The sequence below is a fragment of the Sandaracinobacteroides sp. genome, from assembly GCF_057137845.1.
The window spans coordinates 1-25,907 of the sequence record NZ_DBNHFX010000107.1 but is presented as its reverse complement, the minus strand read 5'-3'; the positions used below and the strand labels follow the sequence as shown (position 1 = coordinate 25,907).

The following is a 25,907-nucleotide window of genomic DNA, read 5'->3' as shown; positions in this document are numbered from 1 at the left end:
TCGGCTTCATCGGCGAAACCGATGGCCATGCCGCAAAACAGCATCCGCTCGTCCGGCGTGCCCAGAAAGCCGGTGATCGTCTGCGGATAGACCGACCAGCACTCCTGCGGGCAACTGTCCAGTCCTTCTTCGCGCAGCAGCAGCATCAGTGTCTGCAGATACATCCCCAGATCCGACCATTGCGGCGGGCCCATCACGCGCGACACCGTGCAGAACAGCGCCAGGGGCGCGCCGAAAAACTGAAAATTGTGGCTGAACCACATCAGCCGCGCGGCCTTGTCCTCACGCGGGATGCCGAGGCTGCGGTAAAGATCCTCGCCCACCTCGAAGCGGTAATCGCGATAGGGCGACGGAAGCCCGTGCGGGTAGATGTCATAGTCTCGTGCCTCGCCGCCGGGCGCATCCATCACGCGGCGCGCCATGATCGCCTTCAGTTCCGCAAGCTTATCCCCGCCGACGACGTCGATATGCCACGGCTGCACATTGCCGCCCGATGGCGCACGGCCTGCCGCCTCGACCACGCGGCGGATGGTTGCGGGGTCAACAGGTGTCGGCAGAAAGCCTCGGACGGACCTGCGGCTGGCAACGGCTTCCGAGACGTTCATGCGGCAATGCTCCTGACCGGTTGTTCAACTGCGGTTGATTGCCTACAGTTGGAAGATGCTGTCCAGCCTCCCCAATCTGCTGACGCTGAGCCGGATTCTCGCGGTGCCGTTGTTCGTGGTGCTGATGTGGAAGGCGAGCTGGGTCGGCTATACCGCCGCCTTCGTCCTCTATTGCGTCGCCGGCCTCACCGACTACCTCGACGGGTATCTGGCGCGGGCGCAGGGTACGGTTTCGCGACTTGGGGTGTTCCTCGATCCGGTCGCCGACAAGATCATGGTAGCGGCCGTCATCGTGATGCTGATCCACAACGGCCAGATCTCTGGCTGGCATGTGATTCCGGGCCTTGTGATCATCCTGCGCGAAATCACCGTGTCGGGCCTGCGCGAATTTCTGGCGACGGCGCGCGTGTCGCTGCCGGTTTCACAGCTTGCGAAGTGGAAAACCGCCTTCCAGATGGTGTCGCTCGGCGCCCTCATTCTGGCGCCCGCAAGCGCCCACTGGTGGCCTGCCCTTCCTGCGCACCTTGTCGGCATCGTCACTCTGTGGCTGGCGGGTGTGCTGACGCTCGTCACCGGCTGGGATTATCTGCGTGTCGGCCTTCGGCACATGACGGGGGGAAGTGCATCGTGAAGGTCCGCCTCGTCTATTTTGCGTGGGTGCGGGAAAAGATCGGCATGGGCGAAGAAGTGGTCGATGTCGCCGGCCCGTTCAACCTTGGCGAACTGGTGGACACGCTTGCCGGGCGCACGGCTGGACATGCGCTTGCCTTTGCCGATCGGGCAAGGCTGCGGGCAGCAATCAACCAGCAGTTCGCCAACTGGGACGCACTTGTGCAGGATGGCGACGAAGTGGCCATTTTCCCGCCAGTTACCGGCGGTTAGGCGATGTTCATCGCCAGAGTGCAAGCCACACCGTTCGATTTGAACATCGAACAGGCGCACCTGTCGGCGCTTGGGCCGGATGTGGGGGCGATTGTAAGTTTCACCGGCCAGGTGCGCGACACCGCACTTCAGCTTGAACATTACCCGGCAATGGCCGAGCGGCAACTGCAAGACCTGCTGAGCGAAGCGCGGCAACGCTGGCCGCTTCTTGGCGCAACCGTGATCCACAGGTTCGGCCACCTGCCGGTTGGCGCGCCGATCGTACTGGTGCTGACAGCAAGCCGCCATCGGCAGGATGCGTTCGATGCCGCATCGTTCCTGATGGACTGGCTGAAAACCAGCGCGCCGTTCTGGAAGAAAGACCCGGCAGGCTGGGTAGAGGCCAAAGCCTCGGACGACGAGGCGGCCGCCCGCTGGTAGCAGGCGGGCCGCCACGCACATCGATCAGGCGGTCACGATCACCTTGCCCTGGGCCTTGCGGTCCATCAGCATGCGGATCGCTTCAGCGCCACGGTCAAGAGGAAAATGCGCGCAGATGTGCGGCTTCAGTTGGCCTTTTGCATACCAGCCGATCAGCTCGCGCATGTTTTCCTGATGGACGGCGGGCTCATGCGCGGTGAACGCGCCCCAGAACACGCCGACGATCGAAGCGCCCTTGATGAGCGGCAGGTTCAACGGCAGCTTCGGGATTTCGCCGCCGGCAAATCCGATCACCAGATAGCGGCCGTTCCAGGCGATCGTGCGGAAGGCGGGTTCGGCATAGCGGTCGCCGACTGGATCGTAGATCACATCCGCGCCCTTGCCGCCGGTCAGTTCCTTCACCCGGTCCTTCAAGTCCTGCGTGGCGTAGTTGATGGTGTCGTCGGCGCCATATTCGCGGCAAAGCGCCAGCTTCTCGTCGGACGAGGCCGCTGCGATCACCCGCGCACCCATCAGCTTGCCAAGTTCGACCGCCGCCAGTCCGACGCCGCCTGCTGCGCCAAGCACCAGCAGCGTTTCACCCTGTTGCAGCCGGGCGCGCTGCTTCAGCGCATGGTGCGATGTACCGTAAGTCATTGTGAAACCGGCTGCAACGTCGAACGGCATGTCGCCTGAAATCGGGATCACCCGCACTTCGTCGGCAAGGAACTGTTCGGCGAAGGCGCCGTTCCCGATCATCGCCAGCACCCGGTCGCCCACCTTGAAGCGGGTCACGCCCTCGCCCACGGCGTCGACCACGCCCGCCGCTTCCCCGCCGGGGGAAAATGGCAGCGCCGGTTTGAACTGATAGAGGTTCTGGATGATGAGCGCGTCAGGGAAGTTTACGCCCGCCGCCTTCATGGCGATCCGCACCTGCCCCCTGCCCGGTTCTGGTGCCGGAATATCGCGCACGACCAGCTTTTCCGGCAGGCCATGTTCCACGCACAAAAGCGCCTTCATTGAAAACTCCCTTCGTTTCGTTTCGCCCTGTTAGGCAAGGGCCAACCGTTCGGGCAACCTATCATAACGATGCCCATCCGGTCTTGTCGCTGGGACGATCACACCCCGGCGCGGGCATCCTTCAGCGAGTTCGCAAACAGGCGGTATTCGTCGGATCTGGGGCTGGCCGGCCGCCACGCCAATGCGATCGTCCGGCGATCATTGCCACTGCCCAAAGGGCGCGTCTCGACCGAGGTGCCAGTCAGAATGCCGGCGTCGATCGCCATCTGCGGCAGCAGTGTCATGCCGATCCGGTTTTCAACCATCTGCACAAGCGTATGAAGCGATGTGCCAAGCACCGCCTGATCGGTGCGGAAGGATGTCCGCCCGCAGGCGGCAAGCCCATGATCCTTCAGGCAATGGCCGTCTTCCAGCAGCAGCAGCCGTGATTCATCGATCCCGATCGGATCGATGACGGGTGGCGGATTGGGCAGGTCCAACGGATGAAAGGCCAGCCGGATCGGATCCTCGAACAGGGTTTCATATTCGGTGTCGCCGCAATTGTAGGGCAGCGCCAGCAGCAGGCAATCCAGCATCCCGCGCGCCAACGCATCGCAGGCCGGGCCGGATTGTTCCTCGCGCAGATATAGTTTCAGGCCCGGCCACATGCTGCGCAATCGCGGCAACAGGCCGGGCAGCAGGAACGGAGCAACCGTCGGGATCACACCCAGCCGCAATTCGCCCGACAGCGGTTCGCCGGCTGCCCGAACCAGTTCGGCGATGGCATCCGCTTCGGCAAGCACACGCCACGCCCGGCGCACCACCTGTTCGCCAAGCGGGGTGAAACGGACGACCCGGCGGTTCCGCTCGACCAGCGTTGCGCCCAGCAGCGTTTCCAGTTCGCGGATACCGGCCGAAAGTGTCGACTGGGTGACGAAGCAACTATCTGCCGCCTTGCCGAAATGCTTTGTTCCGTGCAGCGCCGACAGATAGGCCAACTGCCGGATCGTCGGGTGGTGGATCATGCCGATACAGGTAATCGCCCGCATCGATCACATCAAGACGCATGATCCATTCGATCGATCATGAACGGGCTGGTGCAGGTGCGGCGGGCGTGGCAGTCTCACGGCCATGAAACGCTGCTTCCACCGGGCCTTGCTGGCCGCCGCCCTGTCCTTCCCCACCCTTGCCATGGCCGCAGCCGCCGCTCCACCTTCACCGGGGGAAGTGATCGCCAGCAGTCCCGCAAGCGATTGGCAACCCATCCCTCCCGGCGACATTTTGCTGCTGGAATTCGCCGGTGGCCGACGGGTGGCGATCCAGCTTGCGCCGCATTTTGCGCCCGGCCACGTTGCCAACATCCGCAAGCTGGTCGCGGATGGCTGGTTCGAGCGCCATTCAGCGATCACCCGCGTGCAGGAAAACTACGTCGTCCAGTGGGGGGATCCAACCGAGGCAGCCGCCCTGCCCGCCGGGATCACCGCGCGCCCGGCCGACGGCTACGAACAGCCCGGCAAGCCCGATGGGCTGACCGCGCTTCCCTTCCGCGACGCCTATGCCGCGCAGGTCGGCCATGCGGGTGGCTGGCCGGTTGCGATGGACACACAGGCGCACTGGCTGCCGCACTGCCCGACGATGGTTGGCGTCGGGCGCAACATGCCGCCCGACACTGGCACTGGCGCCGAACTTTATGTGGTGATCGGGCACGGGCCGCGACATCTCGATCGCAACATCGCGCTGGTGGGACGGGTGCTCGATGGCATCGAGGGGCTGTCGTCCCTGCCACGGGGAACCGGCGCGCTTGGCGTCTATGAAAAGCCGGAACAGCGCGTGAAGCTGTTGCGCGCCCGCATGGCCGACAGCCTTCCCGCCAGCGAAGCGCCCACCTATCAGGTGTTGCGGACCGACAGCCCAAGCTTTCGGCAATGGGTGGATGCCCGCGCCAACCGCCGCGACGCGTTTTTCATCCGCCCGACGGGCGGCGCCGACATCTGCAATCTGTTGCCACCGCTGCGGCGCGTCCCTCAGGCGAAATAACCCCACACGCCGACGGCGCCTGCCAGCATCAGCACAACCCCGACCAGCACCATCAGCAGGTCGGGTTTCAATCGCTTGGCCAGCACCGCGCCGAAGGGCGCTGCGATCACGCCCCCGGCCAGCAGGCCAAGGGTTGCCGTCGTCACGATCTGCCAGCCAAGGCTGAAGATGAACGTGGTGGCGGCGCTGACGGTCACGAAGAATTCGGCCGCGTTCACCGTGCCGACGGTATGCCTTGGCGATTTTCCCTGCACGATCAGGTTGGATGTCACGATCGCGCCCCAGCCGCCGCCGCCTGCCGCATCCAGAAACCCGCCGACAAGACCCAGCGGCTCGACGATTTTCGGTTCGCGCTCGACATGTTGGTGGCGAAAGCCGCGCCAGAAAATCCACGCCCCCAACAACGCCAGGTAGAACTGGATCACCGGCTTTGCCTTTTCGGCGGGAATGTTGGTGAGGATATAGGCACCGGCAATCGCGCCAACGATGCCGGGCACCGCAATCCGGAAGAACAGCTTCCAGTCGATGTTGCGCGCGATCGCGTGGCTGGTGCCGGAAACAGCGGTCGTCACCGTTTCAACGGTGTGCACCCCGGCCGACGCCGCTGCGGGCGGCACACCCAGCATCACCAGAGCACTGGTCGAGATTACGCCAAAGGCCATCCCTAACGCCCCGTCAACCAGTTGGGCCAGAAAGCCCACCGCCACGAAGCTAAGGAAGTCCGCGTCCACGCCCATCAGCGCAATCGCTGACAGACGCCCGCCGAAAGCGCAAGCGCCGCTGCGCCTAAACGAAACGCTGCAACAGCCCGAAGCCGCTGGACAGCAGCAGAACCACCCCGACCAGCCGTACCAGCGCACCAGGATGCAACCGGCGCGCCAGCAACGCCCCCAGCGGCGCGGCAATCACCGCACCGATCAGCAGCCCCAGAACTGCATGGCCAAGCGCACCCCAGCCCAGCGCCATGATGAAGGTGATCGAACTGGCAAGAGCCACGAAGAATTCGGCCAGATTGACCGTGCCCACCGCCTTGCGCGGCATGACACCCTGCAGGATCAGGTTGGGCGTGCAGATCGGACCCCATCCGCCGCCGCCGCCTGCATCCAGAAAGCCGGCCACCAGACCAAGCGGTTCGGCGTATTTCGGGTCGCGGTGGCGCGTGTGGTGCAGTGGTCGCCGCAGCACCAGAATGAAACCGACGATCGCCAGATAGGTCTGTATGACCGGCTTGGCGATGCCGGCTGGCAACCACAGCAGCAACGATGCGCCGGCCACCGCCCCTGCTACACCCGGAATTGCAAGCCGCCAGAACAGCCGCCATTCCACATTGCCTGCAAGCGCGTGGCTGATGCCGGAAATGGGCGCGGTCACCACCTTAACCGCATGGACACCGGCCGAAGCGGCGGCAGGCGGAACCCCGGTAGCGATCAGCACCGACGACGAGATAACACCAAAGCCGCCACCAAGCGTGCCGTCGATCAGTTGGGCGGCAAAGCCGACGGCTGCGAACAGCAGAAGAACCTGATCGATCTGCATCGCCGTCCAGTCTGGCCAAGAACGCCTAGTTGCGCAATCGTTTGTGAGAGGCTGCGGCACCGATCCTCTGGAAACGCCGCCTGTGCCACATTATGATCGTCGGAAGCGTAAATGGGCACACAGGCGGATGTTCGACAAACTTGCTTCCTATCTTACCAGCATCCGGCAGCGGGATCCGGCACCTCGTTCGCGCTGGGAAGTGCTTACCTATCCCGGCGTCTGGGCGGTCGGCCTGCATCGCGTTGCCCATGCACTGTATCGCGCAGACATGTTCCTTGCCGCCCGCATCGTGAACCATTTCTGCCGCTTCCTGACCGCGATCGACATTCACCCCGGCGCCGTGATCGGCAAAAACCTGTTCATCGACCATGGTTTTGTCGTGATCGGCGAAACCTCCGAGATCGGTGACAATGTCACGATCTACCAGGGCGCGACGCTTGGTGGCACCAACCCCACGAACGGCATTGCCGGCAAGCGGCACCCGACGATCGGCAACGACGTGGTGATTTCGCTGAACGCTGCCGTTCTTGGCCCGATCACCGTTGGCGATGGGGCCAAGATCGGTGCAAGCGCAGTTGTCACCCGCGACGTGTCGCCCGGCGCTACCATGGTCGGCATTCCTGCAAGGCCGGTGCCGGGACTGATCAGGGAGGACCCGGCATTCGTGCCCTATGGCACACCCTGCTCGGAAAAGTTCGACCCGGTGGCCCAGCGCTACGAGCTGCTGAAGTGCGAGCTGGAAACACTGCGCGCCCGCGTCGATGCCTTTGAACGGGGCGCCGCCAAACCCGGCGGCGAGGCGGCTTGAACGTCATACAACTGCCCACCGCCGCGCAAACGGTGTTCGACCGCGCGGAACTGCTCTCGATCCTGCAACTCTATGGCCAGATGGTCGCCGCCGGGGAATGGCGCGACTATGCGATCGATTTCACCCATCGCGCAGCAACATTCTCGGCGTTCCGGCGCGCCAGCGAAAGGCCGGAATACCGCGTGGTGAAGGAACCCGCGCTAAGGCTGCGGCAGGGCCAATACAGCCTGATCGGCGAAGCGGGGCAGACGCTCAGGCGGGGCAACGATCTCGATGCCGTGCTTGCGCCCGCCAAACGCCGGCTGATGAAGCTGATCGACTGACGGGCTATCCCGCCAGCGCGCCGATCCGCTTAAGGCTTGTCTCGGCTTCGGCCATCGTGCGCCGCACGATTTCGTCGCAGCGCAGCACCTCGCGAACGCCGCCGCCACCCTGCCCTACGGCAAAGCACTGGGTGTCGATATCCAGATTCTCGGTGATGCCGGCGATCGGCCCCAGCCGGTTCAGTTGCACCGATTCCATCACCTGCGCCGGGAAAGGCTTGGCAATTTCACGCTCGAACTGCTCGGTCGTCTTGTTTTTCAGCGCACGAAGCGTCTTGCCTGTGAACCCGCGCGAGATGGTGGTGTCAGCCTCCGACATGCCGACGATCGCGTCCTTGTAAATCTGTCCGGCGTGTGCCTCGGCGGAAGCGATGAAGCGCGTGCCCATCCAGACGCCCTGGCACCCCATCGCCAGTGCCGCTGCAAGACCTCGGCCGTCGAACAGCCCGCCTGCCGCCACCACCGGCAGCTTCACCGCATCCACCACCTGCGGCCAGAGAGCGACCGACGCAACCGCACCTGTGTGGCCACCGCCTTCGGTTCCCTGCGCGATAACCGCATCGCAGCCGGCAGCCTGCGCCTTCAGCGCATGGTCAACCTTGCCGATCACAGCGAACACCAGGATGCCGTTGTCCTTCAGCTTTTTTACGATGGGGTAAGGCACCCCAAGCCCGGCAACGAACGCCTTGGCGCCATGCGCGATGATCACGTCAACAGCGGCCGTCAGCGATTCCGGTTGCGCCGAAAGCAGGTCCACGCCGAACGGCTTGTCGGTCAGCTCGCGGACTTTCAGCATCTGGCTCTCGATGAACTTCGCGCTGGTGCCTGCCATGCCCAGTGTGCCGAAGCCGCCGGCAGCCGATACGGCCGCCACCACTTCGGCATAGGAAACGCCCCCCATCCCGGCCAGCATGATCGGGTACTCTACCCCAAGCATGTCACAAAGCGCAGTCCTGATCATCGTTCACTCCCTCAATGATGCTGTTCAACGGATCGCAGCAGGCCATGCCAAGGCAGATTGCACAACCTGTTCAAAGAAAAAGGCGACGAACCCGTTTTTCTGGTTCGCCGCCTTTCGTTCTTCTGATTGGCAGCTCAGGCTGCCTTTTTCTTCGCGGCGTTGCCGTAGAAGGTTTCTGTCTTTGCGGCCATGTCGCGCAACATTTGCGGCGGCGTGAAGCGTTCACCGTGCTGCTGCGCCAGCCGGTCGAGTGTCTGCACCACGGTCTTGATACCGGTCGTATCCATGGCGCTGAACGGGCCGCCCGTGAACGGGGCGAAACCCCAGCCAAAGATCGCGCCCAGATCGCCGTCTTCGGGCGTTTCCAGCACTCCCTCTGCAAAGCAGCGCGCCGTCTCGACAAGCTGGCGATACAGTAGCCGTTCCTTCACTTCGTCTGCCGTGGGCTGGCTTGCCGCCAGCGGGAAGTGGCTGGAAAGCTCGGGCCACAGGTGCTTGGGGCTGCCGTCTTCGGGATAGGCATAGAAGCCCTTGCCGTTCTTGCGACCGTGACGGCCAAGTTCCATCATCTTTTCAATGACATTCTCACCGGGTCCGCCCTTGTAGGCGTCGCCCAGATCCTTCTTGGTCTGCTGCGCAACCTTGTACGACAGGTCTAGGCCGACCTCGTCGTTCACCGCCAGCGGCCCGACTGGCATGCCCATCTGCTTGGCCACATTCTCGATCAGCGCCGGCTTCACGCCTTCGCCCAGCAGCGCCAGCCCTTCCTGCACGAACGTGCCGAAGCAGCGGCTGGTATAGAAGCCGCGACTGTCGTTGACTACGATCGGCGTCTTGCGGATCTGCGCTACATAATCCAGCGCCTTTGCAATGGCCTGCGGGCCGGTCTTGCGACCGACGATGATCTCCACCAGCGGCATCTTCTCGACCGGAGAGAAGAAGTGGATACCGATGAAATTCTCGGGCTTGCTCCAGGCTTCGGCAAGGCCTGTGATCGGCAGAGTCGAGGTGTTGGAGCCGAAGATCGTGTCGGCGCCCACCACAGCTTCGGTCGCCTTGGTGACTTCGGCCTTGATCTCACGCGATTCGAACACCGCTTCGATAATCAGGTCGCAGCCCTTCAGGTCGGCGTAGTCGGTGGTCGGCTTGATGCGGTTCAGGATCTCTGCCGCCTTTTCCGCCGGAACGCGCTTTTTGGCCAGACGGTCGGCGGTATACTGCTTGCCCTTTTCGGCTGCCGCCATGTCGCGGTCCAGCAGAACCACTTCCATGCCGGCCTGCGCCGACACCATCGCGATCCCGGCCCCCATCAGGCCCGCACCCAGCATGCCGACTTTTCGGGTTTTCATCGGCGGCACGTTGGCAGGTCTGCGCGCACCCTTTTCCGCCGCCTGCTTCGACACGAACAGCGAACGGATCATGTTGCCAGCCTGCGGATCGGCGACGACTTTGGCAAAATACTTGGATTCGACACGAATGGCAGTGTCCATAGGCAGTTGCGCGCCTTCATAGACAGCCGACAGGATCGCCTTCACCTGGTTCATGTTGCCGTGGCTCTGGCGGTGCGCCATCGCGGTGCCACCCACGAACGTCTGCACGAAGGCCGGGCTGAACGCCCCGGCACCGCCGGGAAATTTGAACGTCTTCTGGTCCCACGGCTGCACGCCGCCGTTCGGGTTGGCTTTCACCCACGCCTTAGCGGTCTCGACCAGCTTGTCGGCCGGCACCACTGCCTGCGCGACGCCAAGGCCAAGCGCTTCCTGCGGGCTCATATTCTTGCCTTGCAGCAGATACATAAGCGCCGGCTGCACACCGATCAGGCGCGGCAGCCGCTGCGTTCCGCCGGCACCGGGGAACAGCCCGACCAGCACTTCCGGCAGGCCCAGCACGATCTTCGGGTTGTCGGCGATCACGCGATGGTGGCAGGCCAGCACGATTTCCAGCCCGCCGCCCAGCGCCAGGCCGTTCACCGCTGCTGCGATCGGCTTGCCGCTGGTTTCAAGGTCGCGCATCAGCTTGTTCAGCGTGAACACCCCGTCGAACAGTTGCGCCACGCGCGATTTGCCCGACGACGCACCAGCGCCCCCGCCCGAGAAGTTCATCCCCTTCAGGTCGGCGCCGGCAACGAAACCGGATGCCTTGCCGGACGTGATCACCGCGCCCTTCACGGCGGCATCGGTCCGGATGCGCTCGACTGCGGCTGCAAGGTCGCGTGTCAGCGCCTCGTTGATGACATTCATCGACAGGCCGGGGCAATCGATGGTGAGCAACAGGATGCCGTCGGCGTCCAGCTCCTGGCGGATAGCTTGATCGGTCATTTCAGTTCCCTCCGGTCGCTCAGATGCGTTCGATGACGGTTGCGGTGCCCATGCCGGCACCCACACACAAGGTGACCAGCGCCGTCTGCTTGCCGGTGCGTTCCAGCTCGTCGAGCACGGTTCCGAGGATCATGCCGCCGGTTGCACCCAGCGGGTGCCCCATGGCGATGGCGCCGCCGTTCACGTTCATCTTGTCGTGCGGGATGTCGAGGTGCTTCATCATCCGCAGCACTACCGAGGCGAACGCCTCGTTCAGTTCGAAGAGATCGATGTCCTTCGGCGTCATGCCAAGCCGCTTCAGCAGCTTCTGCGTGACGTAGGTAGGACCGGTAAGCATGATCAGCGGTTCCGAGCCGATCGAGGCCATGCCCTTGATGCGGGCGCGCGGCTTCAGGCCGTATTTTTCGCCGATTGCCTTGTTGCCCACCAGCACCGCCGACGCCCCGTCGACGATCCCCGACGAGTTTCCGGCGTGGTGGACGTGGTTCACACGCTCGATCTCGGGGTAGCGCAGCTTGGCGATCTCGTCGAAGCCGGGCATCTGTTCGCCCATCGCCAGAAACGAAGGCTGCAACCCCGCAAGCGACTGCATGTCGGTTTGCGGCCGCATGAATTCATCATGGTCGAGGACGACTTCGCCGATTACGTCGCGGACAGGAACGATCGACCTGGCGAAGCGCTTTTCCGCCCATGCCTTGGCGGCGCGGCGTTGCGATTCGACTGCATAGGCATCGACATCGTCGCGCGAGAAGCCGTCGATCGTGGCGATCAGGTCGGCGCCGATACCTTGCGGCGCGAAATAGGTGTTGAAGGCGACCGCCGGGTCCATCGCCCATGCGCCGCCATCCGATCCCATCGGCACGCGGCTCATGCTTTCGACGCCGCCGCCGATGGCAAACTCCGCCTCGCCAGAGATCACCTTGGCCGCCGCCATGTTCACGGCCTCGAGTCCCGAAGCGCAGAAGCGGTTCACCTGCACACCCGCTGTCGTCTCGGCATAGCCGGCGTTCAGCACCGCGACGCGCGCGATATCCGCGCCCTGTTCACCCACCGGCGACACGCAGCCCAGCACCACGTCGTCGACGTCGGCCGTGTCGATGCCGGTGCGGTCGCGGATCGCGGCCAGCGCCTGAGTCGCCAACTGGATCGGGGTGATTTCGTGCAGCTTGCCGTCTTTGCGGCCCTTGCCGCGCGGCGTCCTCACCGCATCGTAGATATATGCTTCAGCCATGGTCATTCTCCCTCGGGATGTGGGTGAGATAGGGCTGCCCTGTTCATGGGCAACCTCACGCAAAAGTCAGAATGCGTCGTCTGGGAAGTTCATGATCGTCGCGGCGCCCGCCTTGACGCGCGCAGCCTCGGCTGCTGCCTGCGGCATCTGCCGTTCAAAGAAATGCCGCGCGGTCATCAGCTTGGCGTCGAGGAAAAGCCGGTCATATTCGCCGGATGTGTCAGCCAGCGCCGCCTTTGCCATTCCCAGCCAGAAGTGCCCGAACGTGACGATCGCCATCAGCCGCAGGAACGACACCGACGCTGCACCCGCGTTGTCGGGGTTCGCCATCCCGTTCTGCATCAGCCACATGGTTGCGCCTTCCAGTTCGGCTTTCGCGCCCGCCAGCGCCTCGGCAAGCGGTTTCAGCGTTTCGTCGGCCCGGCCGGCGGCGATGGTGTCGTCAACCATCGACAGGAACGCCCGCAAACCGCGCCCACCGTTCTGCGCCAGCTTGCGGCCGACCAGATCCAGCGCCTGTATGCCGTTTGCACCTTCGTAGATCATGGTGATGCGCGCATCGCGGACGAACTGTTCCATGCCCCATTCGGCGATATAGCCATGGCCGCCGAACACCTGTTGCGCATTGGTGGCGTTGGCATAGCCCTCGTCGGTCAGATAGGCCTTGATGACGGGCGTCAGCAGCGACAGCAGGTCGTCCGCCTGCTCGCGCTCCCCGGCGTTGGGGGCCTTGACGGCAAGGTCGGCCTGAAACGCCGCCCACAGGCACAAGGCGCGCGCACCTTCGTTGAACGCGCGGGCGTCCAGCAGCATGCGCCGAACATCCGGATGCACGAGGATCGGGTCGGCCTTGCCCTGCGCGTTTTTCGGGCCGGTCAGCGCCCTGCCCTGCAGGCGATCGCGCGCATAGGAAACTGCGTTCTGATAGGCCACTTCCGACTGCGACATGCCCTGCCCGCCGACACCCAGCCGCGCGACGTTCATCATCACGAACATCGCTTTCAGGCCCTTCATTTCCTCGCCGACGAGGAAACCCGTCGCCCCGTCATAGTTCATCACGCAGGTGGCATTACCGTGGATGCCCATCTTGTGTTCGAGCGAACCGCACGAAAGGCTGTTGCGTGCCCCCGGTGTGCTGTCGGTGTTCAGCAGGAACTTCGGCACGATGAACAGCGAAATGCCCTTCACGCTGTCCGTGGCGCCGGGCGTCTTGGCCAGCACCAGATGAATGATATTGTCGGCAAGATCGTGGTCGCCCGACGAGATGAAGATCTTGGTGCCGCTGATCCGGAAGCTTCCGTCGGGCTGCGGCTCGGCGCGGGTTTTGATCAGGCCAAGATCGGTGCCGCATTGCGGCTCGGTCAGGTTCATGGTTCCGGTCCAGCGGCCGGCGATCATGTTCGGCAGATAGGCCTGTTTCTGCTCGTCGGAACCGGCCACCAGTATCGCCGACACGGCGCCTTGCGTAAGGCCCGGATACATGCCGAACGCCATGTTGGCCGAGGCAAGATATTCCTCGAACGCCGAACCAAGCACATGCGGCAGGCCCTGGCCACCATAGGCTTTCGGCGCCATCAGCGTGCCCCACCCGCCCTCGACGAACGCGGCATAGGCTTCCTTGAAACCGGCAGGTGTCGTCACGCTGCCGTCCGGGTGACGCGTGCAGCCCTGCTGGTCGCCGATCTGATTGAGCGGCGCCAGCACACCCTCGACGAACTTCGCCCCCTCCTCAAGGATGGCAACCACCATATCGGGCGTCGCGTCCTCGTAGCCGGGCAGCGCCTGAAGCCGATCAAGCCCGACGACGTGCTTCAGGGCAAAGCGGGTGTCGGTGACGGGCGCACGATAGTTTGCGGGCATGTTACTGCTTTCCTGTCAGAGTCTGGCTTCGGCCGCGCGGCAGAAGCCTTCGAGTTCGGCGATGGTTTCATCGACCGCGTCGCGCTGCGTTTTCAAGGCGGCGATCCGGTCGCGGCTTTTGGCAAGCGCGGCCTCGATCTGGGCACGGCGCGGCACGTCCGGCGTCCAGAGGTCGAGGAGTTCGCGGATGTCGGCAAGGCTGAAGCCAACGGCGCGTCCGCGCAGGATCCAGGCCAGTCGGGCGCGGTCGCCGCGTGAATAGATGCGCGTGGTGCCGCGCCGATTCGGCTGCAGGATGCCTTCGTTTTCATAAAAGCGCAGCGTCCGCGCGGTCACGCCGAATTCACGGGCGAGGTCGGAAATCGAAAACGCCTCCTGCACCGCAGCAGCGGCGGGCACTGGTTCCGATATCCGGGCGGCTTCGGGCATGCCGGTCAACTATATAACGTTTACGTTCACGTCAACCTGCGCTGCGTGCTTCGCGCCAAAGCAGGCCTTGCGATTGCAAACATATGATCGTGATTGTTTTCAGTCGCTTCTGCCGCCCCGCTATCGGCCTGCCAACAGCAGCCAACAGCGGGGCGGTGAAGTCCGACCCTGAAGCGCGCGCGTGGACTTGAACGCCATCGCGCCAATGAATCTGTCTTACGCAGGGAATCCGATTCTGTTTAGTCACTAATTGTGACTGAACCGCGAAAACGTCACCGTTTGGCGCAACTGCCCACGTCGACGACATCGTCCCCCTCAAGGCGGCGGAAAAAGCAGCTCGGGGCGCCGGTATGGCAGGCCGGGCCATGTGGAATCGCTTTCACCCACAGGCAATCCTGATCGCAGTCGACCAGAATCTCGCGGACGCTGAGGAAATTCCCCGAAGTCTCACCCTTCAGCCAGAGCGACTGCCGGCTGCGCGACCAGAAATGCGCCCTTCCCGTCTCTCGGGTCAGTTGGATCGCTTCCCCGTTCATATGTGCAACCATCAGCAGCTCACCCGATTCGGCGTGGGTCACGACAGCCGTCAACAGCCCTGCCGCATCGAACTTCGGAGCAAATTTTTCCGCCATGTCCTGCACAATCGCCTGCCATTTGCACTTCGCCTAGCGACAAACGCCGCCGCACTCCCTACATGGCGGCCACGCGAACAGCTCACAAGGCAGGTTTTCATGGCATCGGTTTCCAGCGGTGGCCGGTCGGCCGACCCGGCACAACTGACGACACACCCCTTCGACGACGACAAACTGCGCGAGGAGTGCGGCGTCTTCGGCGTCTGGGGTGCGACGCAGGCATCGGCAATGGTGGCCCTCGGGCTGCATGCGCTTCAGCATCGCGGCCAGGAGGCCGCAGGCATCCTCAGCCTCGACGACGGAGAGTTCCACGCACACCGGGCAATGGGCCATGTGGCGGGCAACTTCGACCGCACCGACGTGATCGACGCACTGCCCGGCGCCGCAGCGATCGGGCACAACCGATACTCGACATCGGGGGAAGCGGCGGCCCTTCGCAATGTGCAGCCGCTCTATGCCGATCTTGCCTCGGGCGGTTTTGCAGTTGCCCACAATGGCAATCTTTCCAACGCCGTGACGCTGAAGACCGAGCTGATCCGGCGCGGCTCGATCTTTCAGTCCACCTCAGACACCGAAGTCATCATCCACCTCGTCGCCACCTCCAGCTTCCGAACTCTGCTCGATCGCTTCATCGATGCGGTGAAGCAGGTCGAAGGCGCATGGTCGCTTTTGTGCCTGACGGCCGAAGGGCTGATCGCCTGTCGCGATCCCTTGGGTATCCGGCCGCTGGTGCTTGGCAAGCTGGGCGATGCGTGGATCCTCGCTTCGGAAACGGTCGCCCTCGATATCGTCGGCGCAACCTATCTCCGCTCGGTCGAACCAGGTGAACTGATCGTCATCGATGACAGCGGCCTGAAATCGATGATGCCGTTCGGCCAGCACAAACCACGGCCCTGCATCTTCGAGCAGGTCTATTTTTCCCGGCCCGACAGCTTTGCCAACGACTTGTCGGTCTATCAGGTACGGAAATCGATCGGCGCCGAGCTGGCCCGCGAAGCGCCGGTCGAAGCCGACATGGTGGTTCCGGTGCCCGATTCGGGGACGCCCGCCGCCATCGGCTATGCGCAGGCATCGGGCATTCCCTTCGAACTGGGGATCATCCGCTCGCACTATGTAGGGCGGACGTTCATCCAGCCGGGGGACCAGATCCGCCATCTTGGCGTCAAGCTGAAGCACAACGCCAACCGCGCCATGATCGCGGGCAAGCGGATCGTGTTGATCGACGATTCTGTGGTGCGCGGCACGACATCGGTAAAGATCGTCAACATGCTGCGCGAAGCGGGCGCCGCCGAGGTGCATCTGCGAATCGCCAGTCCGCCGACCACCCACAGTTGCTTCTATGGCGTCGATACGCCCGAACGCTCGAAGCTGCTGGCAGCGCGCATGGATGTCGAGGCAATGCGTTCCTATATCGGCTGCGAAAGCCTGGCCTTCATTTCGATCGACGGCCTGTATCGCGCGCTTGGCGAAAACGGCCGCCATCCCCGGCACCCGCAATTCTGCGACGCCTGCTTCACCGGCGACTATCCAACGCGCCTGACCGATCAGGAAGCGCAGGAAGCAAAGCACGGCCTTGGTCTGCTGGCCGGGGAAGGCAGCCGATGACGGCGCAAACGCAGGGGCGCGTCGCCCTGGTCACGGGTGCAAGCCGCGGGATCGGCGCGGAACTCGCGGTCCGCCTTGGCACTGCCGGCTATCACGTCATCCTGACGGCACGCACCGAAGCCGGCCTAATCGAGGTTGAGGACAGGATTCACGCAGCCGGCGGCACGGCAACGATCGTCCCCATGAACCTGACCAGGGCCGAGGAAGTCGACCGGCTGGCAGGCGTGATCGCCGAACGCTGGCAAAAGCTCGATCTGCTGGTGCTGAATGCCGCAACGCTGGGCAGCCTGACCCCGGTCGCGCACGCCACGCCCAAGGAGTGGGACAGCGTGATCGCCCTGAACCTGACGGCGCAATGGCGGCTCATCCGCAACTTCGACGCGATGCTGCGGATTGCGCGCGGCACGGTGGTTGCCGTCACATCCTCGGTCGCCAGCCGCGCCGAACCATATTGGGGGCCATATTCGGCCAGCAAGGCAGCGCTGGAAAATCTGGTCGGCGTCTATGCCGAGGAAATGAAGATCCTGGGCGTGAATGTTCTGGTCGTCGATCCGGGCGGCACCCGCACAGCCATGCGCGCCAAGGCCTTCCCCGGTGAAGATCCGGCCACGCTGAAGGCACCCGACATGGTGGCAGAAGCCGTTGTCGCGCAACTGCCGGCGATGGGGCCGGGCCTTACCCGCCTGAAGCTCGACCGCGCGGGAACGGTGGTGCCAGCCTAGGCCATCACGGCCTGCGCACGAACACCCGCTTTCCGGCAAGCCACGTCTCATCCACCTTTACCTCGAACAGTTCGGCGGGTGCGATGGTGAACGGGTCGCGGTCGAGCAACAGGAAGTCGGCCCAATAGCCAGGCTCCAACGCGCCGATCCGCGTTTCTACGCCGCCTGCATAAGCGGCATCGCGCGTGAAGCCGGCCAGCGCCTGCGGCAGGGTCATCGCCTGCTCGGCGCGCCACCCGCCTTCGGGTTGGCCCTGCACGTCCTGCCGGGTGACCGCTGCATGGATTCCCAGAAACGGGTTGGCTGGTTCCACGGGAAAGTCCGAACCAAGCGCCAGTCGAACGCCAGCCTGCCGCAGCGCCTTCCACGCATAGGCGCCCTGCAGACGCTCCGCCCCCAGCCGCCCCTCGGCCATCGCCTTGTCCGAGGTTGCATGGGTGGGCTGCACGGATGCGATCACATGAAGCTCGGCGAAACGCGGAATGTCGGCCAGGTCGATCACCTGCGCGTGTTCAATACGATTTCTGAATTTCTCTCCGTAAGTTGGTGCGATTTCTGCAAAACTATCCAAAGCCTGCCGATTTGCCGCATCGCCGATTGCATGCACGGCTACCTGATAGCCAAGGAAGTTTGCCCGGCTGAACAGGTTCTTTTCACGCGTATCGTCCAGAAACTGTAGTCCGCGTGAACCCTGTTCGTCGGAATAGGGTTTCAGCAGCCACGCACCCCGGCTGCCCAGGGCACCATCCGCATACAGCTTTATGCCCTGCAGGCGCAGCCGGTCCTGATACAGCCACGGCGTCGGCCTTAAGGGGGAAATCGCTTCCATCGCTTCCATCGCGGCGGCATATCCGGTGATGCGGATGGTCAGGCGCCCTTCGTCGCCAAAGCTGCGATAGAGCGCCCAGGCGTCCGGCGTCACGCCCATGTCGTGAACACCGGTCAGGCCCAGCGCCGAGAGATGCGCGAGCGCTGCCTCAAGCGCCTTTTCCTTTTCCCCGGCGGATGGTGCAGGCACGGCCTTGGCCACCAACTGCATCGCAGCGTCGATGAACACCCCGGTCGGGTTGCCGGCTGCGTCGCGGACGATACGCCCGCCCGCCGGATCCTTCGTCAGCCGGGTGATGCCCGCTGCCTTCATCGCCGCCGAATTGGCCCACCCCGCATGGCCATCGACCCGAACCAGCCAGACCGGGCGGGTGGCATGGGCCGCATCCAGTTCGGCGGCTGTCGGGAAGCGTCCCAGCCCCCAGACGACCTGATTCCACCCACGCCCGATCACCCAGTCGCGCGCGCCGTTTGCTTCGGCGTAAGCGCCGATCTTTGCCTGCGCTTCGGCAAGCGTTGCCGTTCCCGCAAGGTCCAGCGCCCGAAGCCCAAGGCCAAGGCCCATCACATGGCCATGCGCGTCGATCAGGCCGGGGATCAGCGTCCGTCCTCTGGCATCGAGCTTGTAGTCCCCGGCTTCAAGGCGCGGTTCAGACGCGCCGCGCGGCATCGTTGCCAGCACCTTGCCGTCGTCTCCCACCAGCAGCCCGGCAAACCTGCGAACGGCGCCGGACTGTTCGATGGTATAGCCATTGGCGTTGACAATCAGTGTCTTCGCGGCGTCGGCAGGCGCTGCCAACAGGCACAGGGCCAGCACAAGGGCACGGCGCATCACTTCAGCCGCCGGATCAGCGACGAAGTGTCGTCGCGGTTGCCGCCCATGGCCTGCACATCGGCGTAAAACTGATCGACGATGGCCGCAACCGGCAGGCTTGCGCCCAGGGTTCGCGCTTCGTCCAGCACAAGGCCCAGATCCTTGCGCATCAAGTCGACGGCAAATCCGAAGTCGAAGCGGCCCTCGACCATGGTTTTCGCGCGATTGTCCATCTGCCAGCTCTGGGCTGCGCCCTTGCCGATCGCATCGACCAGCGCATCCGTGTCCAGCCCGGCCCGCATCGCAAAGTGCAGCGACTCGGCAAGCCCCTGCACCACCCCTGCAATTGCGATCTGGTTCGCCATCTTGGCTAACTGGCCGTGCCCGGAAGGGCCGATGTGAACGATACGGCGGCCATAGGCTTGCAAGATCGGCTGGGCGCGGGCGAACGCCTCGTCGGAACCGCCGCACATCACTGCCAGTTGACCGGCTTCCGCACCCGCCTGCCCGCCGGATACCGGCGCATCGAGGCAGAGCAGATGCGGCGCAGCTTCTGCAAGTTCGCGCGCGATCCGGGCGGAAGCCGTGCTGTGGTCGACGAACAATCCGCCATCACCAAGGGTCGAGAAACCGCCTTTCGGCCCCAGCGTCACTTCGCGCACGTCGTCGTCGTTGCCGACGCAGGTGATCAGCGCGTCGGCCCCAGCGGCCGCCTCGGCGGCGCTGGCGCAGGCGATGGCGCCCAGTTCAGCGGCACAGCGCAAGGCCTTGGCGTGGGTTCGATTGAACAGCCGGAGCGTATGTCCGGCGGCGGCGAGGTGGCGGACCATCGGCCAGCCCATAACCCCCAGTCCTGCAAATGCGATGACAGCCATGCGCGTTCGCCTAAACCGGATTGGCGCAAACGAAAAGCCGCCGTGCGCGGTTGAAGGCACCGGCCGCAGGCGATAAGCGCTGTGGCCGAAAGGAAACCGAAGATGAACGCCCCCACCACCGCACCTGCCCTTGCCATTTCCGGAGACGACGTCAGGGCAGCGGCGATGCGTATCGCGGGCAAGGTCATCCGGACGCCTACGCTGGAATCGCGCACGCTGGGGCAACTGACGGGCGCCCGCGTGTTCCTGAAGTTCGAAAATCTGCAATTTACGGCAGCCTACAAGGAACGCGGCGCACTGAACCGGCTGCTTGCGCTGACCGACGAGGAACGCAAGCGCGGCGTAATCGCGATGTCGGCCGGAAACCATGCGCAGGGGCTTGCCTATCACGCCCGCCGACTCGGGATTCCGGCCACGATCGTCATGCCCCGCTTCACGCCGCTGGTGAAAGTGCAGCAGACCGAAGGGCACGACGCGAACGTCGTGCTGTTCGGCGAAAAGCTGGAAGAGGCAACCGCCCACGCGCTGGAGCTGGCAGAAAAGCGCGGGCTGGTGTTCATCCACCCGTTCAACGACCCGCTGGTGATGGCGGGCCAGGGAACGGTTGCGCTGGAAATGCTGGAGGATGCGCCCGACATCGACACGCTGGTCGTTCCGATCGGCGGCGGCGGGCTGATTTCAGGGTGTGCAACGATCGCACGAGACATCAAACCTGATCTCGAAGTCATTGGTGTGCAAGCGGAACTATACCCATCCATGAAGGCGGCCGTCGCCGGAGAGCCGATCGTGGCCGACGGCGACACCCTTGCCGAAGGCATTGCGGTAAAGACGCCCGGCTCGCTTACGATCCCGGTGGTGAAGGCATTGGTATCGGATATTCTGCTGGTTGCCGAACGCGATCTTGAACGCGCGGTCTCGATGCTGCTTGCGATCGAGAAAACGGTTGCCGAAGGCGCGGGTGCGGCCGGGCTTGCGGCGCTGCTGGCCTATGGCCGGCGCTTCCGTGGGCGGACCATCGGCCTGGTGCTTGCGGGCGGCAACATCGACACCCGGCTGCTGGCGAACGTGCTGTTGCGCGATCTGGTGCGGGCAGGAAGGCTGGCGCGGCTGCGCATCCGCCTGAAAGACCGGCCGGGCCAGTTGTATGGCGTCGCCCGGGTGTTCGACCAGCAGCAGGTCAACATCCTCGAAGTGTCGCACCAGCGCATTTTCACCAACCTTCCCGCCAAGGGGCTGATCACCGAAATCGAATGCGAAACGCGCGGCGAAGACCATTTGGGCCGCCTGATAGAGGCGCTGCGTGGCGCCGGCTACGAGGTGAACCGCGTGGAACTGGATTGAAGCATCCGTTCCGGAACGAATTCCCCGTTCTGCGGGTTGGATGAAGGCCGCAAAAGGCGTAGATTTCACAGGTTCGCACAACGGAAGGGGTTGTGTGGCGGAATTTGCGGAATGGGCGCTCCGGCTTTGGCAGGCCGGGCGGTGCTCAGGGGTTCAGCACAAACGCATGTCTGGCGGTGTCGGACCGAGGACTTGGCGTTAACATCGATATGTGCTGGCCGCCGCACCTCCGGCATTGCGCCCCGCTGCCCGATTGTGCACAGTCCGCCAGTGCTCCATCGGGGGGCCGGGCACATATGGTCGAGGGCGAAGTGAAGGCCAAGCCGTCAGCGAAGATGTCCCAATCCCGCTGCCGCCGCGCAAGGGCAGAAGGGTTTTGCGCGTTTTACGGCCGATTGGTGTTTTCGGCATGACCGAGCAACCCGCCGGATTCCCCAGATTCTTCCTCACGGCCGAGGGACCGTGCCCCTATTTGCCGGGCCGGACAGAGCGCAAGGTATTCGCCGAACTGCGCGGGCCGGATGCCGCCCGCATGAGCGAAGGGTTGGGCCGGATCGGTTTCCGGCGCAGCCAGAACGTCGTGTATCGGCCGAATTGTGTGGGCTGTTCGGCCTGCGTCTCTGTGCGGATCGTGGCCCCGGAATTTCGGCCTTCGCAGTCACAGCGGCGCATCCTCCGCCGCAACGCCGACCTCGATGTTTCCGCCTGCGACCCCTTTGCCACCGAGGAGCAGTTCGACCTGTTGCGCAGCTATCTTGCTGCCCGCCATCCGGACGGCGGGATGGTGCGGATGGACGCCTATGATTTTGCCGAGATGGTCGAGACTTCCCCGGTCAACACAGTCATGGTCGAGTATCGGGAACCCTCGGCGGATGGGCGCGGCAGGCTGGTGGGGGCCTGCCTGACCGACCGCCAGTCGGACGGGCTGTCGATGGTCTACAGCTTCTTCGAAACCGGGCCGGACGCGCGCAGCGGGCTTGGCACCCATATCATTCTGGACCATGTGGTTCGCTCGGCCCAGGTCGGGCTGCGCCATGTGTATCTGGGGTATTGGGTGAAGGGTTCTCCGCAAATGGACTACAAACGCCGCTTTGCGCCGCTGGAAATGCTGACGCCCAACGGGTGGGCGCCGATGCCTGCGGAACTGCACCATGAAAGCCCGATCGGTCGTTCAGCCGACGGAGCAGACAAGCCGGCGATGCCGTCGGCGCGCCCGTTCAAATGAGCAGCACATCCACCCGCACGCAGGACAGCGCCAACATCGAGCTGTTCGGTCGCCTCGCTGAAGACTGGTGGGATCCCGACGGCCAGTCGAAACTTCTCCACCGGATCAACCCGGCGCGTCTGGGCTATGTCCGTGAACAGATAGTCCGCCATTTCGGCCTGTCGGCTGGCCGGCGCGATGCGCTCGCCGGTTTGACTGCACTCGATGTCGGTTGCGGAGCCGGACTGCTGACCGAGCCGCTGGCGCGCATGGGCGCCGCCGTCGAGGGGCTGGACGCGGGCGCCGACGTCATCCGCGTGGCCCAGAGCCATGCGCGCCAAAGCGGGCTGTCGATCGACTATTCCGTGGGCGAGGTGGCTGAGTTCGCGCACAGCCATGCAGCGCGTTACGACTTCATAACATGCCTCGAAGTAATCGAACATGTGGCTGATATAAAGCAATTTCTGGAATCAATCGCAGCAATGCTGAAGCCCGGCGGACTGCTGATTTACTCGACGCCGAACCGCACAGCCCGCAGTTGGGCTGTGCTGATCGCTGGGGCGGAACGGCTGCTGCGGCTGATCCCGGATGGCGGCCATGACTGGAATCAGTTCGTCACCCCGGATGAACTGGCAGACAGGCTTGCGGCAGCCGGGCTGCAAACCGGCGAAGTGCGCGGCCTGTCATGGTCTGTCGGCCGGGGATTTCATATCTCGGGCGATACCCGGATCAATTACATCGGAACCGCAACCAAAGCCTGACGGAAACCGTGTCAGGCCGTGCCCCCGTCACTGCTTGCGGTCGGGAACGGCGAAGCGGCCGCTGACCCTGCCACCGGGCTGTCCGGTCGATGCCTGGCCGTCCAGCGTCGAGCGTCCGCTGGCAAGGTCGATCGTCAGCCGATTCCCCTGCACACGGGTCGTCCCCTGTTCCAGCACCACGTTGCCGATCAACGTCAGCACCCGTTTCTCGACATCGTAGATCCCGAATCGCGAAGTCGCCTTCTCGGACGGCGTCGCCAGTCGCACATTGCCGTCGGCGTCGAGGCGCTTGATCACAGGATCCCCCTTGGCCGGGCGGCTGTAGGCCACCTTCACCCGGTCGGCATCGAGTGACAGCTTTGCCTGTCGAACATGCACATTGCCGCTGAAGACCGCCAGATTCTGCTGGTCCAGCACGTCGATCCGGTCGGCGTTGACGTCGATCGGTGCCTTGTTGTCGAGACCCTTCAGCGCAGATGTCGTCAACCCTTGCGCGCTGGCGGATACCGCCACGGACGCAAGTAACAGAGCCGCTGCCGCAAGTTTGAAATCGATCATTTCTTCATCCGATTGGGATTGATCCGCAAACTGACGCCGCCCGTCAGGCTGACTTCATGTCCTTCGATGTCGGCGGTAAAGGCGTTTGCCCTGAACTCGCCCATCGGCAAAGTGCCCGAGACCGGCTGCCCGGTCGAGATGCGACGTGCATTCAGGTCGACTTCGATACGCTCTCCATCGAGGCTGAAACCCGATGCCGACCGCGCGACGATCGGCCCGTTCACCACGATCAGGTTCTTCTGCAGGAAAAATTCGCCTTCGGGCGCCGTGACGACGGCCGGACCCTGCTGCTGTTCGATCCTGGCGGTCAGGCCGTGCAGCACCACCACCGGAACCGCGCTGGTTTTCTGCACACCGGATTCGGCCGACACCCGGAACGGCTCGCCGCGTGAAGTCTCGCCCCGATATTCCGCTTCCTGGATGCGCATCCGTTCGCCGGAATGGGCGGCGCTGTCTTTCGAGAGGAGAAAACTGAACTCGCGGTTGCGGGTAACCGGCAGCACCAGCAGCACCGCGAACAACAGCACCGAACCGATCGGGAAACCCCATTTTGCCGCCGAAACCAGGCTGTCGCGCGCGCTGCCGGGCAGCATCGAGCGCCGGCGCGCCTCCTGCCCGCTGTCGATCCCGTCAGCCATGGCGACAGTCATACATGCGCGAAAATGTCGACTTCCGGCCATCCGGCCAAATCGAGGTCGGCACGCGCGGGCAGGAAGTCGAAACAGGCCTGCGCCAACGCGGTGCGCCCTTCCCTCGCCATCCGCTCGTCCAGAATCGGCTTCATCCGGTGCAGGTAGCGCACGTCCGAGGCGGCATAATCCTTCTGGGCGTCGCTAAGGCTGGCGGCGCCCCAGTCGCTGGACTGCTGCTGTTTCGAAATCTCGGCGCCAAGCAGTTCGCGCACCAGTTCCTTCAGGCCGTGGCGATCGGTGTAGGTGCGCACAAGACGACTGGCCGTCTTGGTGCAATAGACGGGCGCCGCCACCACTTCGAGATAGTGGCGGATCACCGCCAGATCGAAGCGGGCGAAGTGATACAGCTTCAGCCGGGCCGGGTCAGCAAGAACGCGGCGCAGGTTCGGTGCGCTGTAATCGCCCGAAAAGCGAACCAGATGCTCGTCGCCCTCTCCGTCGGAAAGCTGGACAAGGCAGAGCCTGTCCCGCAGCGGGTTCAGGCCCATCGTTTCGGTATCTACGGCAATGGCGGCACCCGGCGCGAAAACTTCGCCCGGCAAGTCGCCTTCGTGGAAGTGGATCGTCATTTCCCACGGCATTAGGCGTTCCCGACGCTGCGGGCAATGCGGCGCGCCCATTGAATGGCGCAGGTTGGCCTGCCGCATATGCGCCGCTACGATCGGCGCCATGGTCGTTGCTCGCCCGCGGGATGCCGCCACCCTTGTCCTCGTCCGCCGGGACGGAAGCCAGCCCCGAATCCTGATGGGGCAGCGCGCCGGCGGCCATGACTTCATGCCCGACAAATGGGTGTTCCCGGGCGGCCGCATCGACCGCACCGACTATCACGGCCCGATGCTGACCGAGCTTCGCCCTGAGGTTGCCGCCGATCTCGCGGCATCGGCGCGGCTGAGACGGCAGTCCGGCGAGAATCTGGCGCGCGCGCTCGGCCGGACGGCGATCCGCGAAACCTACGAGGAAACCGGGCTGGTGATCGGCAGGCAGGGCGATGCAGGCATCGCGGCAGACCTTGGCGCGCTTTCCTATATCGCGCGCGCGATCACGCCACCTGCCCGCCACAAGCGGTTCGACGCCCGATTCCTGATGGCCGACGCCGAATGTCTCGCCTCACTCGAACCGCAGGACAGCCGCGAACTTGGCGAGGTGGCGTGGTTCACCATGGCCGAGTGCCGCGACCTCGACCTGCCGATCGTGACGCGGGCGGTGCTCGACGTCGTCGAGCATCACCTGCATGGCCGTGCCGTCGACCGGCCGTTCTGGCACTGGACCAGAACCAACCCCGACTCGGCGATCTGAACGGCCTCGGCGCCGTCGGTTCAGGCAAGGTTGGGCCGCAGCCACTGGTGCGCCTGTTCAAGGCTGACGCCGCGACGGGGCGCATAGCCGGCCAACTGGTCCTCGCCGATCCGCGCTACCCCGAAATAGGCGCTTTTCGGATGTGCGAAATAAAACCCCGACACGGCCGCCGTCGGCACCATGGCGAAATG

General features: G+C 64.1%; 29 protein-coding genes. 12 read left to right on the top strand and 17 right to left on the bottom strand.

From position 1 onward, the window contains the following. Nucleotides 1–605, bottom strand: a 605-nt coding sequence (locus AC16JP_RS05570; RefSeq protein ID WP_484339611.1) for a nitroreductase, incomplete at its 3' end; no start/stop codon positions are given. A gap of 58 nt (nucleotides 606–663) precedes the next feature. Between AC16JP_RS05570 and pgsA the strand changes: the two genes are divergently transcribed. The 3 genes from pgsA to AC16JP_RS05555 are packed head-to-tail and all read left to right on the top strand — an operon-like array spanning nucleotide 664 to nucleotide 1,907. Next, nucleotides 664–1,236, top strand: coding sequence for a CDP-diacylglycerol--glycerol-3-phosphate 3-phosphatidyltransferase (pgsA, locus tag AC16JP_RS05565; protein WP_484339615.1), 573 nt, complete (start codon nucleotides 664–666; stop codon nucleotides 1,234–1,236). Next, nucleotides 1,233–1,487, top strand: a complete 255-nt coding sequence (gene moaD, locus AC16JP_RS05560) for a molybdopterin converting factor subunit 1 (protein WP_484339610.1) — start codon at nucleotides 1,233–1,235, stop codon at nucleotides 1,485–1,487. The genes pgsA and moaD overlap by 4 nt, the downstream gene beginning before the upstream one ends. Nucleotides 1,488–1,490: 3 nt before the next feature. Continuing rightward, nucleotides 1,491–1,907, top strand: coding sequence for a molybdenum cofactor biosynthesis protein MoaE (locus tag AC16JP_RS05555; protein ID WP_484339609.1), 417 nt, complete (start codon nucleotides 1,491–1,493; stop codon nucleotides 1,905–1,907). Between the two features lie 24 nt (nucleotides 1,908–1,931). Here the strand turns inward: AC16JP_RS05555 and AC16JP_RS05550 are convergent, their stop codons facing one another. Continuing rightward, nucleotides 1,932–2,906, bottom strand: a complete 975-nt coding sequence (locus tag AC16JP_RS05550) for an NADPH:quinone oxidoreductase family protein (RefSeq protein ID WP_484339608.1) — start codon at nucleotides 2,904–2,906, stop codon at nucleotides 1,932–1,934. A 98-nt stretch (nucleotides 2,907–3,004) separates the two neighbouring features. Further along, on the bottom strand, nucleotides 3,005–3,934 hold the full coding sequence (locus AC16JP_RS05545; protein ID WP_484339607.1) for a hydrogen peroxide-inducible genes activator: 930 nt from the start codon (nucleotides 3,932–3,934) through the stop codon (nucleotides 3,005–3,007). An 82-nt stretch (nucleotides 3,935–4,016) separates the two neighbouring features. Between AC16JP_RS05545 and AC16JP_RS05540 the strand changes: the two genes are divergently transcribed. Next, nucleotides 4,017–4,922, top strand: coding sequence for a peptidylprolyl isomerase (locus tag AC16JP_RS05540; protein WP_484339606.1), 906 nt, complete (start codon nucleotides 4,017–4,019; stop codon nucleotides 4,920–4,922). Here the strand turns inward: AC16JP_RS05540 and AC16JP_RS05535 are convergent. Both AC16JP_RS05535 and AC16JP_RS05530 read right to left on the bottom strand, forming a co-directional pair. Continuing rightward, nucleotides 4,910–5,659 (bottom strand): sulfite exporter TauE/SafE family protein, encoded by a 750-nt coding sequence (locus AC16JP_RS05535; RefSeq protein WP_484339605.1) that lies wholly within the window; start codon nucleotides 5,657–5,659, stop codon nucleotides 4,910–4,912. The two genes, AC16JP_RS05540 and AC16JP_RS05535, sit on opposite strands and share 13 nt — an antisense overlap. 49 nt (nucleotides 5,660–5,708) lie before the next feature. Then, nucleotides 5,709–6,458, bottom strand: coding sequence for a sulfite exporter TauE/SafE family protein (locus AC16JP_RS05530; protein WP_484339604.1), 750 nt, complete (start codon nucleotides 6,456–6,458; stop codon nucleotides 5,709–5,711). A 127-nt stretch (nucleotides 6,459–6,585) separates the two neighbouring features. Between AC16JP_RS05530 and epsC the strand changes: the two genes are divergently transcribed. Together epsC and AC16JP_RS05520 are read left to right on the top strand one after the other, a co-directional pair. After that, nucleotides 6,586–7,266, top strand: coding sequence for a serine O-acetyltransferase EpsC (gene epsC / locus AC16JP_RS05525; protein ID WP_484339603.1), 681 nt, complete (start codon nucleotides 6,586–6,588; stop codon nucleotides 7,264–7,266). Then, nucleotides 7,263–7,589, top strand: coding sequence for a DUF2794 domain-containing protein (locus AC16JP_RS05520; RefSeq protein WP_484339602.1), 327 nt, complete (start codon nucleotides 7,263–7,265; stop codon nucleotides 7,587–7,589). Before epsC ends, AC16JP_RS05520 begins: the two co-directional genes overlap by 4 nt. Before the next feature lie 4 nt (nucleotides 7,590–7,593). Here AC16JP_RS05520 and AC16JP_RS05515 read toward each other — a convergent pair whose 3' ends face one another. The 6 genes from AC16JP_RS05515 to hisI all read right to left on the bottom strand — a co-directional run bounded on the left by AC16JP_RS05515 (nucleotide 7,594) and on the right by hisI (nucleotide 15,020). Continuing rightward, nucleotides 7,594–8,550: an NAD(P)H-dependent flavin oxidoreductase gene (locus AC16JP_RS05515; protein ID WP_484339601.1), complete on the bottom strand. Its 957-nt coding sequence runs from the start codon at nucleotides 8,548–8,550 to the stop codon at nucleotides 7,594–7,596. A gap of 134 nt (nucleotides 8,551–8,684) precedes the next feature. Further along, nucleotides 8,685–10,868 (bottom strand): 3-hydroxyacyl-CoA dehydrogenase NAD-binding domain-containing protein, encoded by a 2,184-nt coding sequence (locus AC16JP_RS05510; RefSeq protein WP_484339600.1) that lies wholly within the window; start codon nucleotides 10,866–10,868, stop codon nucleotides 8,685–8,687. Nucleotides 10,869–10,887: 19 nt separating this feature from the next. Next, a complete protein-coding gene (locus tag AC16JP_RS05505; RefSeq protein WP_484339599.1) occupies nucleotides 10,888–12,099 on the bottom strand; it encodes an acetyl-CoA C-acetyltransferase in 1,212 nt (403 codons plus the stop codon). A gap of 66 nt (nucleotides 12,100–12,165) precedes the next feature. Continuing rightward, entirely contained in the window at nucleotides 12,166–13,959 is a 1,794-nt protein-coding gene (locus AC16JP_RS05500) for an acyl-CoA dehydrogenase C-terminal domain-containing protein (protein WP_484339598.1), read from the bottom strand. Between the two features lie 15 nt (nucleotides 13,960–13,974). Then, a complete protein-coding gene (locus tag AC16JP_RS05495; protein WP_484339614.1) occupies nucleotides 13,975–14,388 on the bottom strand; it encodes a MerR family transcriptional regulator in 414 nt (137 codons plus the stop codon). A 272-nt stretch (nucleotides 14,389–14,660) separates the two neighbouring features. Next, nucleotides 14,661–15,020, bottom strand: a complete 360-nt coding sequence (gene hisI, locus AC16JP_RS05490; protein ID WP_484339597.1) for a phosphoribosyl-AMP cyclohydrolase — start codon at nucleotides 15,018–15,020, stop codon at nucleotides 14,661–14,663. Nucleotides 15,021–15,119: 99 nt separating this feature from the next. Between hisI and purF the strand changes: the two genes are divergently transcribed. Together purF and AC16JP_RS05480 are read left to right on the top strand one after the other, a co-directional pair. Next, the gene (purF, locus tag AC16JP_RS05485) at nucleotides 15,120–16,625 is read left to right on the top strand and encodes an amidophosphoribosyltransferase (protein ID WP_484339596.1); all 1,506 of its coding nucleotides are present in this window, start codon (nucleotides 15,120–15,122) and stop codon (nucleotides 16,623–16,625) included. After that, nucleotides 16,622–17,347 carry an SDR family NAD(P)-dependent oxidoreductase gene (locus tag AC16JP_RS05480; protein ID WP_484339595.1) on the top strand — a complete coding sequence of 242 codons (726 nt, stop codon included), beginning with the start codon at nucleotides 16,622–16,624 and terminating at the stop codon, nucleotides 17,345–17,347. Before purF ends, AC16JP_RS05480 begins: the two co-directional genes overlap by 4 nt. A gap of 4 nt (nucleotides 17,348–17,351) precedes the next feature. Here AC16JP_RS05480 and AC16JP_RS05475 read toward each other — a convergent pair whose 3' ends face one another. Together AC16JP_RS05475 and AC16JP_RS05470 are read right to left on the bottom strand one after the other, a co-directional pair. Then, nucleotides 17,352–19,007 (bottom strand): amidohydrolase, encoded by a 1,656-nt coding sequence (locus AC16JP_RS05475; protein ID WP_484339594.1) that lies wholly within the window; start codon nucleotides 19,005–19,007, stop codon nucleotides 17,352–17,354. Continuing rightward, the gene (locus AC16JP_RS05470; RefSeq protein WP_484339593.1) at nucleotides 19,007–19,864 is read right to left on the bottom strand and encodes an NAD(P)-dependent oxidoreductase; all 858 of its coding nucleotides are present in this window, start codon (nucleotides 19,862–19,864) and stop codon (nucleotides 19,007–19,009) included. The genes AC16JP_RS05475 and AC16JP_RS05470 overlap by 1 nt, the downstream gene beginning before the upstream one ends. 102 nt (nucleotides 19,865–19,966) lie before the next feature. Between AC16JP_RS05470 and AC16JP_RS05465 the strand changes: the two genes are divergently transcribed. The 3 genes from AC16JP_RS05465 (at nucleotide 19,967) to ubiG (ending at nucleotide 23,170) form a co-directional block, all read left to right on the top strand. Further along, nucleotides 19,967–21,205 (top strand): threonine ammonia-lyase, encoded by a 1,239-nt coding sequence (locus AC16JP_RS05465; protein WP_484339592.1) that lies wholly within the window; start codon nucleotides 19,967–19,969, stop codon nucleotides 21,203–21,205. A gap of 409 nt (nucleotides 21,206–21,614) precedes the next feature. Continuing rightward, on the top strand, nucleotides 21,615–22,430 hold the full coding sequence (locus AC16JP_RS05460) for an arginyltransferase (RefSeq protein ID WP_484339591.1): 816 nt from the start codon (nucleotides 21,615–21,617) through the stop codon (nucleotides 22,428–22,430). Then, entirely contained in the window at nucleotides 22,427–23,170 is a 744-nt protein-coding gene (gene ubiG, locus AC16JP_RS05455; protein ID WP_484339590.1) for a bifunctional 2-polyprenyl-6-hydroxyphenol methylase/3-demethylubiquinol 3-O-methyltransferase UbiG, read from the top strand. Before AC16JP_RS05460 ends, ubiG begins: the two co-directional genes overlap by 4 nt. Before the next feature lie 27 nt (nucleotides 23,171–23,197). Here the strand turns inward: ubiG and AC16JP_RS05450 are convergent, their stop codons facing one another. Genes AC16JP_RS05450 through AC16JP_RS05440 form a run of 3 tightly spaced genes read right to left on the bottom strand, consistent with a single transcriptional unit; the run spans nucleotide 23,198 to nucleotide 24,989 of the window. Continuing rightward, nucleotides 23,198–23,728 carry an LptA/OstA family protein gene (locus AC16JP_RS05450; RefSeq protein WP_484339589.1) on the bottom strand — a complete coding sequence of 177 codons (531 nt, stop codon included), beginning with the start codon at nucleotides 23,726–23,728 and terminating at the stop codon, nucleotides 23,198–23,200. Next, nucleotides 23,725–24,366: an LPS export ABC transporter periplasmic protein LptC gene (lptC, locus tag AC16JP_RS05445; RefSeq protein WP_484339588.1), complete on the bottom strand. Its 642-nt coding sequence runs from the start codon at nucleotides 24,364–24,366 to the stop codon at nucleotides 23,725–23,727. Before lptC ends, AC16JP_RS05450 begins: the two co-directional genes overlap by 4 nt. A gap of 8 nt (nucleotides 24,367–24,374) precedes the next feature. Next, complete coding sequence (locus AC16JP_RS05440; RefSeq protein ID WP_484339613.1) at nucleotides 24,375–24,989, bottom strand: ribonuclease D; 615 nt, start codon at nucleotides 24,987–24,989, stop codon at nucleotides 24,375–24,377. A gap of 100 nt (nucleotides 24,990–25,089) precedes the next feature. On the opposite strand from AC16JP_RS05440, the gene AC16JP_RS05435 reads away from it, so the two are divergent. After that, nucleotides 25,090–25,716: an NUDIX hydrolase gene (locus tag AC16JP_RS05435; protein ID WP_484339587.1), complete on the top strand. Its 627-nt coding sequence runs from the start codon at nucleotides 25,090–25,092 to the stop codon at nucleotides 25,714–25,716. Between the two features lie 20 nt (nucleotides 25,717–25,736). Here AC16JP_RS05435 and AC16JP_RS05430 read toward each other — a convergent pair. After that, nucleotides 25,737–25,907, bottom strand: a 171-nt coding sequence (locus AC16JP_RS05430) for a vitamin B12 dependent-methionine synthase activation domain-containing protein (protein ID WP_484339612.1), incomplete at its 5' end; no start/stop codon positions are given.